We start from the raw sequence: 11275 nt of genomic DNA on the forward strand, positions 1-11275 counted from the left end.
ACCGCACCACGCACCAGGGCCGGCCCATATCGGGCCGGCCCTGGCCGTGTTCGGGGCCGCGCTCCCTCACGGCCGCCGCCCGACGGCGACGAAGTGGGCGGCGAAGAAACGGCGTCCGCCGCTCCCCACCTCCTCCTCGGCCTCCCGAAGGGCCGCGTCCCACCGGGCGACGTCGTCCAGGGTCGCCAGCCCTTCGGCGACGAGGGCCTCCCGGGCGGCCCAGGCCGGGCCGCGCATCCCGGGCGGCGGCGTGACGACGTCGATGTGCCCCTCGAAGACGACGAGGTCGAGGCCCGCGGCGACGAGCAGTTCGTCGAGCCGGGTGCCGATGTTCAGGTCGTCGCCCCGGCGCCGGTGCAGTTCGCCGTAGAGCTCGTGCATCTCGTCGAAGGCGGGCGGGGCGTTGCGCAGGCCGGAGGAGCTGATGTCGACGTCGACGAGGTACACCGTGCCGCCGCCGGGCCGGGCGAGCGTGGCCAGGTGGTCGACGATCGCCTGCTCGTGCCCGCCGTTGTGCGCCAGCACGTGCCGCATCATCACCAGGTCGAAGGCGCCGGCGTCCAGCCCCGTGCGCTCGGCCGGGGCGAGCCCGGTGCGCACCGCGACGCCCGAGCGCTCGGCGAGCGCCGACGCGACGGCCAGCGCGCCGGCGTCCCGGTCCACCGCCCACACCGCTCCGTCCGGGGCCGCGAGCCGCGCGAGCCGGACCGCGACCGCGCCGGGGCCGCAGCCGACGTCCGCGATTCGCGCGCCGGGGCCCGCCCCGGCCGTGGTCCACAGCTCGCGCTCCCGCCGCTCGGCGGCGTCCGCCATGAGCCGGTAGCGCCGGATCTCCGAGTCACTGAGCGTCAGGGAGTAGTCGGCCACGTCAGCCCCGCCTTTCCTCGGCCGCGGGCACGTGCCCGCCCGCGGGGGCCACCGTCAGCACCATCCCACGCGCGGGCCGCGCGGGCGCGGCGGACGTCTCGGCCGACGGCGCGTGGGCCATGTCACCGGCCGCATGCCGGACACCCTCCGACGCGCGCCGGGGCGGAGCCGTAGGGTGGCCCGTGCAGCTGGTTCGCCCCGTCCGCCAGGCGGGATGCGTCGTAAGAGGGAACCCGGTGGGAATCCGGGACTGCCCCGCAGCGGTGAGCGGGAACAACCGCCGTCATACGCACTGGGTCCGGCAGAACGGACCTGGGAAGCGACGGCCAGTAGGTGTCCTCCGGTCAGGAGGGCGTGCCCGTGAGTCCGAAGACCTGCCGGCTGCCCGCGTGCGGACCAGACCCGTGCGCGGTCTTCCGGTGACCTCGAGGGCGGGTCGGCGCGCACACCGAACGGACCGGCCGCAGGCCGCCGTCCGGTCCGTCGCCCCTTCGCGTCCTCGTCCCCGTCGCCCGGGAGTTCAGGGAATCGTCTCGCGAAGGAGATCTCCGTGACCAGCAGGACCGCAGCCGCCGCCGCACGGGCCACCGTGTACGGCCACCCCCGCCAGGGACCCGACCGGGAACTGAAGAAGGCGGTCGAGGGCTACTGGAAGGGCCGCGTCACCGCCGGGGCCCTCGACGCCACCGCCGCCCGGCTCCGCGCCGCGACCTGGCGGTCGCTCGCCGAGGCCGGCCTAGACGAGGTGCCGACCGGCGACTTCTCGTACTACGACCACGTCCTGGACACCACCGTCATGGTCGGCGCGATCCCGGACCGCCACCGGGACGCCGTCGAGGCGAACGCCCTGGACGGGTACTTCGCGATGGCCCGCGGCACCCAGGACATGGCGCCGCTGGAGATGACCAAGTGGTTCGACACCAACTACCACTATCTGGTGCCGGAGTTGGGCCCGGACACGGTCTTCACCGCCGACAGCGCGAAGCAGGTGGCCGAGCTCCAAGAGGCCCTCGCGCTCGGCCTCGCGCCGCGTCCCGTCCTGGTCGGCCCGGTCACCTATCTGCTGCTGGCCAAGCCCGCGCCCGGCGTGTCCGCGGACTTCGAGCCGCTCACCCTGCTGGACCGGCTGCTGCCGGTGTACGCCGAGGTCCTGGCCGACCTGCGCGCGGCAGGCGCCACCTGGGTGCAGCTGGACGAGCCCGCCCTCGTCCAGGACCGCACCCCGGCCGAACTGAACGCCGCGGCGCGCGCGTACCGCGACCTCGGCGCCCTCACCGACCGGCCCCGGCTGCTCGTCGCCTCCTACTTCGACCGCCTCGGGGACGCCCTTCCCGTGCTGGCCAAGGCCCCGGTCGAAGGACTCGCCCTGGACTTCACCGGGCCCGCGGCCGCCAACCTGGACGCGGTGGCCGCCGCCGGCGGGCTGCCCGGCAAGCGGCTGGTGGCCGGCGTCGTCGACGGCCGCAACATCTGGGCGAACGACCTCGGCAGGTCGCTGGGCACCCTCGCCACCCTGCTCGGACTGGCCGCCCGCGTCGACGTCGCGGCCTCCTGCTCCCTGCTGCACGTCCCGCTCGACACGGCCGCCGAGCGCGACATCGATCCGCAGATCCTGCGCTGGCTGGCCTTCGCCCGGCAGAAGACCGCCGAGATCGTCACCCTCGCCAGGGGCCTGACCCGCGGCACCGACACCATCGCCGCCGAACTGGCCGCGAACCGCGCCGCCCTCGCCTCCCGCGCCCGCTCCCCCCTCACCCGCGACCCCGCCGTCCGAGCCCGCGCCGCCGCGGTCACCGAGGCCGACACCCATCGCTCCCAGCCGTACGCCGAACGCTCCGCGGCGCAGCGCGCCCTGCTCGCCCTGCCGCTGCTGCCGACCACGACGATCGGCTCGTTCCCGCAGACCGGCGCCCTGCGCACCGCCCGCGCCGACCTGCGGGCCGGCCGCATCGGCCCGTCCGGCTACGAGGAGCGGATCAAGGCGGAGATCGGCGAGGTGATCTCGTTCCAGGAGAAGGCCGGCCTCGACGTCCTGGTGCACGGCGAGGCCGAACGGGGCGACATGGTCCAGTACTTCGCCGAGCGGCTGACCGGCTACCTCGCCACCCGCCACGGCTGGGTCCAGTCCTACGGCACCCGCTACGTGCGCCCGCCGATCCTCGCGGGCGACGTCAGCCGCCCCGAACCGATGACGGTGCGCTGGACGGCGTACGCCCAGTCGCTCACCTCCCGCCCGGTCAAGGGCATGCTCACCGGGCCGGTCACCATGCTCGCCTGGTCCTTCGTCCGCGACGACCTGCCGGCGGCCGAGACCGCCCGCCAGGTCGCCCTCGCCCTGCGGGACGAGGTCGGCGACCTGGAGGCGGCCGGGACCTCGGTGATCCAGGTCGACGAGCCGGCGCTGCGGGAGACCCTGCCGCTGCGCGCCGCCGACCGTCCGGCGTATCTGGCCTGGGCCACCGAGGCGTTCCGGCTCACGACCGGCAGCGTGCGGCCGGACACCCAGATCCACACCCACATGTGTTACGCCGAGTTCGGCGACGTCGTCCAGGCCATCGACGACCTCGACGCCGACGTCATCAGCCTGGAGGCGGCCCGCTCCCGCATGCAGGTCGCCCGCGAACTCGCCGCGCACGGCTACCCGCGCGAGGCCGGCCCCGGCGTCTACGACATCCACTCCCCACGCGTCCCGAGCGTCGAGGAGGCGGCCGGCCTGCTGCGGACCGGGCTGCGGGCGATCCCCGCGGAACGGCTGTGGGTCAACCCCGACTGCGGCCTGAAGACCCGCGGTTGGCCGGAGACCCGGGCCTCCCTGGAGAACCTCGTGGCCGCCGCGCGAACGGTGCGCGCGGAGTTGTAGGAGGCTGTACGGGCGGTGCCGGCGCCACGGGGCGGACGGCACCGCCCGCTCGCCCCGGGCGGGCACCGCGCTCCCCCGCCCCGGACGACAGGAGCACCGTGACCAGCCGTGTCACCCTCATCTCGCCCGCCATGAGCCTGTCGCTGCGGCAGGCGCGCTTCGACGACGGCACGACGCCGCTCGACGACGGCGGTGCGGCGCGGGCCCGCGCGGCGGCCGGGACGCTGCCGCCGGCCGCGCACGTGATGGTCTCCCCCAGCGTGCGCTGCCGGGAGACGGCCACGGCGCTCGGGCTGGCCGCCGCCGAACCTTCGGCGGACCTGGCCGGTCTGCGGACGGGCCGCTGGGAGGGCCGCACGCTGGACGAGGTCGGCGGGTCCGAACCGGAGGCGGTGGCACGGTGGTTGGCCGATCCGGCGTGCGCGCCGCACGGCGGGGAGTCGGTCGAGGACCTGTGCCTGCGCGTCGGGCGCTGGCTGGACGCCGCCTCGCGGACGGACGGCCGCACCCTCGCCGTGGTCGAGCCGGACGTCGTACGGGCCGTGGTGGTACGGGTGCTGGGGGCGCCCGCGACGTCCTTCTGGCGTGCCGACGTGCCGCCGCTGACGGCGACCGAGCTCAGCGGGCGGGCGGGCCGCTGGAACCTGCGGCTGGGCAACCCGCTGCGGCCGGAACCGGACCAGGACTGACCCCTCGCACGCGAGAGGGCCCGCGGACGACTCCGCGGGCCCTCTCGTACGTTCGGCTCAGCTCACCGTCAGCCGTGGGCGGTGACCGCGGACGGCGCGGACGCCTTCGCGGGCCGCGGGTTGAGGAGCCGTTCTGCCAACTCGCCGAAGGCGAGCCCGAACGCGCCCCACAGGGTGACCTGGATGGCCAGAGCCGAGAGACGGAAGCGCCACAGCACGGTGGCCGGGAAGTGCGCGGGCACCTCGTTGACCACCGGCAGGAACGCGAAGGCCAGGCCGATCGCCAGGGCGAACGCGGCCACCGCGACGACGGTGGCGTACCAGTTGCCGAGTCTCGGGGCGAGCCGTCTGCCCAGGATGGTCGCGGCGACCGCGAGGAGCACGCTGAGCACCATCATCAGGAAGTACAGGGTGGTCCGCTTCCCGATGGTGTCGCCGTTGCCGACGGCGGGCGGGTTCGCCGGGTACTTCAGGAACGGCACCACGTACACCGCGAGCAGGGCGCAGCCGGACAGCAGCAGCGCGGTGGCGCGAGGGCCGAAGCGGCCGACGCGGCCGAGCGCGAAGCAGTACGCGAGCGCGGCGATGCCGCCGAAGGCGACGCCGTAGATCAGCACGCCGGTGGCCAGGCCGGCGGTCGACTGCAGCGAACGGGAGACGATCTCCATCTCGTGTTCGTGGGAGTGCGCCTCCTCGAAGCCGATCGCCTTGTCGACGGACGGCTCACCGAGGAAGTAGGCGGCGACCAGAGCGAGCACGCCGGCCGCGAGGCCGGCGAGCATGCCCCGCACGAGCAGCTTTCTTACCGTTGCGGAGTTCATGAGGATGTCGGGGTCCCTTGCGTCAGTGGCAGGGGAAACCGAGCAGATGGCGGGCGTCGTGCACCCACTCGTGGACGTCCGAGCCGGAGAGGACGGACGTGGCGCCCTGCTCGGCGCCGACGAAGTACAGCAGGACCAGCATCAGGATGCCGAAGAAGACCGCCCACGGGACGATCGCGCCGATCGGCAGCTTGGCGGGGAGGGTGGGAGTGGTGGCAGTCGGCTGGGCGACGTGCTGCGCCATGGCAGTGCCTCTCCGGGAGTTCGCGTCCCTTTTCGATGGTGCACAGGACGAGGGCTACGGGTCTGACTCGCCGCCGCCCTTGCGAGGCTGCGACACACAGTGGCGCGACCGTGCCGGGTTCCCACCGGCTTCCGTCTTGCCTTCGTCGATATCGCATCGACGGTATCGCGTGTCGCGGACATGGCCAATACCGCCCGACCAGGCGTGATCTTTCTCGCCATCGCCCAGGACGGCGTCCGCAGACCCTCGCCCGCTGAACTCCCGTCAACTCGACTGATCATGACCCCAGTTCATCGGCGAGTACCGCCGCCGGCGCCTCACTGCCTCTTCTTCAGCAAGGACGGCCTGCGCACGGCGGACCCGCCGGACCCGCCGCTTCGGTGCGCTCGGTGCGCGTCAGCGGGACTTGTCCGCCGGCTCCAGGATCGCCACGCACTCCAGGTGGTGGGTCATCGGGAACAGGTCGAACGCCCGCAGGGTGCGCACCCGGTAGCCGCCGTCCCGGAAGTACGCGAGGTCGCGGGCGAGCGCGGCCGGGTCGCAGGCGACGTAGGCGATCCTGCGGGCGCCGAGGGAGGCGAGGTGCGCCACCGTGTTCCGGCCCGCGCCGGCGCGCGGCGGGTCCAGGACGATGAGGTCGACCTCGGTGATGCCGGTGCGCGGCAGCACGGACTCCACCTTGCCGTGCTCGATGCGTACCCGGTCGAAGCCCTCGAGGTTGTGCCGGGCGTCCTCCACGGCGCGCTTGCCGGACTCGATGCCGAGCACCGCGCCCTGCTCTCCGAGCCGGTCGGCGAGCGCGCCCGCGAACAGGCCGACGCCGCAGTACAGGTCGAGCGCCATCTCGCCCTTGCGCGGCAGCAGGCCCTGCATGACGGCGGTCACCAGCGTCTCGGCCGACTTCGGGTGGACCTGCCAGAAGCCGCCGCTGCCGACCCGGTAGGTGCGCCCGTCCGCGCGCTCGCGGACGAAGGGGCGGCCGTGCACGCGGTGCACCCCGCCGTCCTTCTCGCCGACGCGCATCACCGAGACCGGCTTGTCCAGCTCCACGATCGGCAGGCGGGCGCCCGGACGCGGTGTCAGGATCACCTGGCGGTCCTGCGAACCGGTCGCGGCGATCGCGTCGACGGAGGCCATGCCGCTCCAGTCGCGCTTCTCGATGCCCAGCTCGCTCACCCCGGGAGCGGCGATCATGCAGTGGTCGATCGGCTCGACCTCGTGCGAGCGGTGGCGGCGCAGGCCGGCGTGGCCGGCGGCGTCCACCGCGTACAGCACGCGCGTGCGCCAGGCGGGCACCTCGCCCGCGGGCAGCTTGTCGCCCTCGGCCGGCATCACCGTGCCGTCCCAGCCGGCCTCCTCGGGCGTGAGGCCCGCGAGCCGCTGCAGCTGCTCGGCGAGGACCTCGCCCTTGAGCCGGCGCTGTGCGCCCGGCTTGGCGTGCTGCCAGTCGCAGCCGCCGCAGCGGCCGGGACCGGCGTAGGGGCAGGGCGCCTCGATGCGGTCCTTGACGGGACTGATGATCTCGACCGCGTCCGCGCGCAGGTACCGGGCCCCTTCCTCTCCCTCGGTCACCCGGGCCACGACCGTCTCGCCGGGCAGCGCGTGCCGGACGAACAGGACCTGGCCCTCGGCGGTACGGGCGATGCAGTGCCCGCCGTGGGCGACGGGGCCGACCTCGACCTCGTACTCCTCCCCCACCAGCGACTTCTTCGGTTCTGCCTGCATGGCGGGGTGACTCCACAACGTCGAATGCGAAACGGCCGGACAACAGCCCACCAGTCTACGTGGGTGTCGTCCGGCCGTTGACCGGCGAGCGTCAGCCCTGGGTGCCGGTGGGCTCCTTCGGGCGGCCCGACTGGGCCGGACCGCGCCGCACCGAACCCGGCGCGCTCCAGTCCTGCCGCCTGCGGGCCCGCAGCTTCGCGGCCTCCGAGGACTCCAGCTGGTAGGGCACCGAGGTGACCATGACGCCGGGCGTGAACAGCAGCCGTCCCTTGAGCCGCAGCGCGCTCTGGTTGTGCAGCAGGTGCTCGTACCAGTGGCCCACCACGTACTCGGGGATGATCACGGACACGGCGTCCCGCGGCGACTGGTTGCGCAGCCCCTTCACGTACTCGATGATCGGCCGCGTGATCTCGCGGTAGGGCGAGTCCAGCACCTTCAGCGGTACGTCGATGCCGCGCCGCTCCCACTCCTCCCGCAGCGCCTTCGTCTCCGCCGCGTCGACGTTGACCGTCAGCGCCTCCAGGGTGTCCGAGCGCATCAGCTTGGCGTAGGCCAGGGCGCGCAGCGTGGGGCGGTGGATCTTCGAGATGAGGACGACCGAGTGCACGCGGGAGGGCCGCACGCTGTCGTCGCTCGGGCCCTCGGGGGCCGCGATCTCGGAGGCGACCCGGTCGTAGTGCTTACGGATGGCCGTCATCGTCGCGTAGAAGATGCACATGCCCAGCAGCGCCACCCAGGCGCCGTGCGTGAACTTGGTGACGAGGACGACCACCAGCACCAGGCCGGTGAAGAAGGCGCCGAAGGTGTTGATGGCCCGCGAGCGGACCATGTGGCTGCGCTTGGCGGCGTCCTTCTCGGCCGCCAGATGGCGGTTCCAGTGCCGGACCATGCCGGTCTGGCTGAGCGTGAAGGACATGAAAACGCCGACGATGTACAGCTGGATCAGCCGGGTCGAGTCGGCGCCGTAGATGATGACGAGCAGGGTCGCCGCGCCGGCCAGCAGCACGATGCCGTTGGAGAAGGCGAGGCGGTCGCCGCGGGTGTGCAGCTGGCGGGGCAGGTAGCGGTCCTGGGCGAGGATCGAGCCGAGCACCGGGAAGCCGTTGTAGGCGGTGTTGGCGGCCAGGAACAGCACCAGCGCGGTGGCCGCGGCGAGCACCACGAAGAAGAAGCTGCCCTTGCCGAAGACGGCCTCGGCGACCTGGGTGATCACCGGGTTCTGCACGTATCCGGAGCCGAGGCCCACGCCGTTCTTGAGCAGGTCGGTGGCCGGGTTCTCGACCATGCGGACCTTGGTCGTCAGGGCCAGCACGATGATGCCGCAGAACATGGTGACGGCGAGCAGGCCCATCATCGCGAGCGTGGTCGCCGCGTTCTTCGACTTGGGCTTGCGGAAGGCCGGCACGCCGTTGGAGATCGCCTCGACGCCGGTGAGCGCGGCACAGCCGGAGGAGAAGGCCCGCAGCAGCAGGAAGACCAGGGCGAATCCGGCGAGCCCCTGGTGCTCGGCCTTGATGGTGTAATCCGCCGTCGGTGCCCGCATGGTGTCGCCGAGCACCAGCCCGCGGAAGGCACCCCACGCGATCATGATGAACACGCCGCCGACGAAGACGTACGTCGGGATCGCGAAGAGCTTTCCGGACTCCTTGACGCCGCGCAGGTTCATCAGCGTCAGCAGCACGATCACGGTGACCGCGCAGAAGACCTTGTGCTCGACCACGAAGGGGATGGCCGAGCCGAGGTTCTCGATGCCGGACGCGATCGACACGGCCACGGTCAGGACGTAGTCGACGAGCAGGGCACTGGCCACGGTCAGGCCCGCCTTCGGGCCCAGGTTGGTGGTCGCGACCTCGTAGTCGCCGCCGCCGCTGGGGTAGGCGTGCACGTTCTGCCGGTAGGAGGCGACCACGGTGAACATCAGCACCACGACCGCGAGCGCGATCCAGGGGCTGAAGTGGTACGCCGACACGCCTGCGATGGAGAGGACCAGCAGGACTTCCCCGGGGGCGTACGCCACCGAGGACAGCGGGTCGGAAGCGAAGACGGGGAGGGCGATGCGCTTCGGCAGGAGCGTTTCGCCGAGTCGGTCGCTGCGCAGTGCGCGCCCGATCAGAATCCGTTTGGGCACGTCGGTCAGTTTGGACACAACAGGTAATCGTAGGCGTTCGAACGGGCCCCGAACCACCTCCCCCACCCTCGACCGTGCGGGAACGGTGAACCGCCGCTTCCGGATCTGCCCTCCGGGTGAAAACAGCGAGGCCACGGCTGCGGATTCCGCGGCCCGCCGTCGCGGCATGCCTATATGACAAGCACCGCTCTACTCCCCGCTGTCATCGCCCTGTTGTCGTTCCCCGGAGGTTCCATGCATGCCACCGCAGAGTTGATCGGCGCCGCGGCGGCCCTCGTCGGCCTCGGAATCCTGACTCTCGCCAGCGTCCGCAGCATCAGCCGGCGCTGATTTCACACGCCGCGCGGCAACCGTGCACAGGGGTGCCTACGTCCTACCGCTGGTGTGTAGCTTTGGGCGTCGGTCTGAGACCCTGATCGGGCCGAGCAGTGATTCTTGACACCGGAAGGACGGTCGTGCACATCGTCATCATGGGCTGCGGAAGAGTGGGTTCCGCTCTTGCCCAGACCCTGGAGCAGCAGGGGCACACGGTCGCCGTGATCGACCAGGACCCCACGGCCTTCCGCCGCCTCGGCCCTGGATTCGGCGGCCGCCGGGTCACCGGAATCGGCTTCGACCAGGACACCCTGCGCGAGGCCGGCATCGAAGAGGCCGGTGCCTTCGCCGCCGTGTCCAGCGGCGACAACTCCAACATCATCTCCGCGCGCGTGGCCCGCGAGATGTTCGGTGTGGAGAACGTCGCCGCCCGTATCTACGACCCGCGCCGTGCCGAGGTCTACCAGCGCCTCGGCATCCCCACCGTCGCGACCGTCCGCTGGACGGCCGACCAGATGCTGCGCCGGCTGCTCCCCTCGGGCGCCGAGCCGCTGTGGCGCGACCCCACCGGCGGAGTCCAGCTCGCCGAGGTGCACGCCTCCGCCGCCTGGGTCGGTCACAAGATCAGCAAGCTGCAGGAGGAGACGGGCGTCCGGGTGGCGTTCCTGACCCGGCTCGGCGAGGCGATCCTGCCCACCTCCCAGACGGTGCTGCAGGAGGGCGACCTGGTGCACGTGATGATGCGCACCGACGAGGTCGACAAGGTCGAGGCGTCCTTCGCCAAGGGTCCCGAAGAGGAGGGCGGTCACTGATGAGGGTCGCCATTGCCGGTGCCGGTGCGGTCGGCCGCTCGATCGCGGGCGAGCTGCTGGAGAACGGCCACGAGGTCCTGCTCATCGACAAGACGCCGACCGCCATCTCGGTCGAGCGCGTCCCGCAGGCGGAGTGGCTGCTCGCCGACGCCTGCGAGATCACGTCGCTGGACGAGGCGGCGCTCCAGCGCTGCAACGTCGTGATCGCCGCGACGGGCGACGACAAGGTGAACCTGGTCGTCTCGCTCCTCGCCAAGACGGAGTACGGCGTCCCGCGCGTCGTGGCCCGCGTCAACAACCCCAAGAACGAGTGGCTCTTCAACGAGTCCTGGGGCGTCGACGTCGCCGTCTCCACCCCCCGTCTGATGTCCGCCCTGGTCGAGGAGGCGGTGAGCGTCGGTGACCTGGTCCGCCTGCTCCGCTTCAGCCACGGCGACGCGAACCTGGTGGAGCTGACGCTGCCGGAGGAGTCGGCCCTGGCCGGCACCCAGGTCGGCGACGTGGAGTGGCCCGAGGACACCTCCCTGGTCACCATCATCCGCGGCACCCGCGTCCTGACCCCCTCCAAGGAGGACTCCCTGGAGGCGGGCGACGAGCTGCTCTTCGTGGCCGCCCAGGCCAGGGAGGAGCAGCTGGAGGACCTGCTGTCGCTGCGCAGGCAGGACACCACGGGCTGACCCGGCCGGTCACCGCCTTCGGTACGACGACGAGGGGTGGCCCCCACCTTCTGGGGGCCACCCCCTCTCGTACCCCCCCCCAACACCGCCGGGGATCCCCCCCCCCGCAAGTTCCCTCCCCCCCCTACTCCACACCC

At 72.5% G+C, this 11275-nt stretch carries 9 protein-coding genes and 2 riboswitches; of the genes, 4 read left to right on the forward strand and 5 right to left on the reverse strand.

Features of this window, described 5'->3' with window-relative positions:
* Positions 1-66: 66 nt before the first annotated feature.
* Entirely contained in the window at positions 67-867 is an 801-nt protein-coding gene (locus ACFU97_RS44145) for a class I SAM-dependent methyltransferase (RefSeq protein WP_384268478.1), read from the reverse strand.
* Between the two features lie 172 nt (positions 868-1039).
* A riboswitch (cobalamin riboswitch) is annotated at positions 1040-1264 on the forward strand.
* Between the two features lie 153 nt (positions 1265-1417).
* On the opposite strand from ACFU97_RS44145, the gene metE reads away from it, so the two are divergent.
* Complete coding sequence (metE, locus tag ACFU97_RS44150; protein WP_384268481.1) at positions 1418-3727, forward strand: 5-methyltetrahydropteroyltriglutamate--homocysteine S-methyltransferase; 2310 nt, start codon at positions 1418-1420, stop codon at positions 3725-3727.
* 98 nt (positions 3728-3825) lie between these two features.
* Positions 3826-4416 (forward strand): histidine phosphatase family protein, encoded by a 591-nt coding sequence (locus tag ACFU97_RS44155; RefSeq protein ID WP_384268483.1) that lies wholly within the window; start codon positions 3826-3828, stop codon positions 4414-4416.
* 68 nt (positions 4417-4484) lie between these two features.
* On the opposite strand, the gene ACFU97_RS44160 is transcribed toward ACFU97_RS44155, so the two are convergent.
* The 4 genes from ACFU97_RS44160 to ACFU97_RS44175 all read right to left on the reverse strand — a co-directional run bounded on the left by ACFU97_RS44160 (position 4485) and on the right by ACFU97_RS44175 (position 9352).
* Positions 4485-5237 (reverse strand): CbtA family protein, encoded by a 753-nt coding sequence (locus ACFU97_RS44160; protein WP_384268485.1) that lies wholly within the window; start codon positions 5235-5237, stop codon positions 4485-4487.
* Between the two features lie 22 nt (positions 5238-5259).
* Positions 5260-5481, reverse strand: coding sequence for a CbtB-domain containing protein (locus ACFU97_RS44165; RefSeq protein ID WP_384268487.1), 222 nt, complete (start codon positions 5479-5481; stop codon positions 5260-5262).
* A 60-nt stretch (positions 5482-5541) separates the two neighbouring features.
* Positions 5542-5614, reverse strand: a riboswitch (cobalamin riboswitch).
* Positions 5615-5877: 263 nt separating this feature from the next.
* A complete protein-coding gene (locus ACFU97_RS44170; RefSeq protein ID WP_384268490.1) occupies positions 5878-7206 on the reverse strand; it encodes a class I SAM-dependent RNA methyltransferase in 1329 nt (442 codons plus the stop codon).
* 91 nt (positions 7207-7297) lie between these two features.
* Positions 7298-9352, reverse strand: a complete 2055-nt coding sequence (locus ACFU97_RS44175; protein WP_384268492.1) for an APC family permease — start codon at positions 9350-9352, stop codon at positions 7298-7300.
* A 437-nt stretch (positions 9353-9789) separates the two neighbouring features.
* On the opposite strand from ACFU97_RS44175, the gene ACFU97_RS44180 reads away from it, so the two are divergent.
* Together ACFU97_RS44180 and ACFU97_RS44185 are read left to right on the forward strand one after the other, a co-directional pair.
* Positions 9790-10461, forward strand: coding sequence for a TrkA family potassium uptake protein (locus ACFU97_RS44180; RefSeq protein WP_361270339.1), 672 nt, complete (start codon positions 9790-9792; stop codon positions 10459-10461).
* Positions 10461-11138 carry a potassium channel family protein gene (locus ACFU97_RS44185; protein WP_384268494.1) on the forward strand — a complete coding sequence of 226 codons (678 nt, stop codon included), beginning with the start codon at positions 10461-10463 and terminating at the stop codon, positions 11136-11138. Before ACFU97_RS44180 ends, ACFU97_RS44185 begins: the two co-directional genes overlap by 1 nt.
* Positions 11139-11275: the final 137 nt, after the last annotated feature.

This window comes from Streptomyces sp. NPDC057616 (assembly GCF_042800575.1).
Lineage (GTDB): Bacteria > Actinomycetota > Actinomycetes > Streptomycetales > Streptomycetaceae > Streptomyces.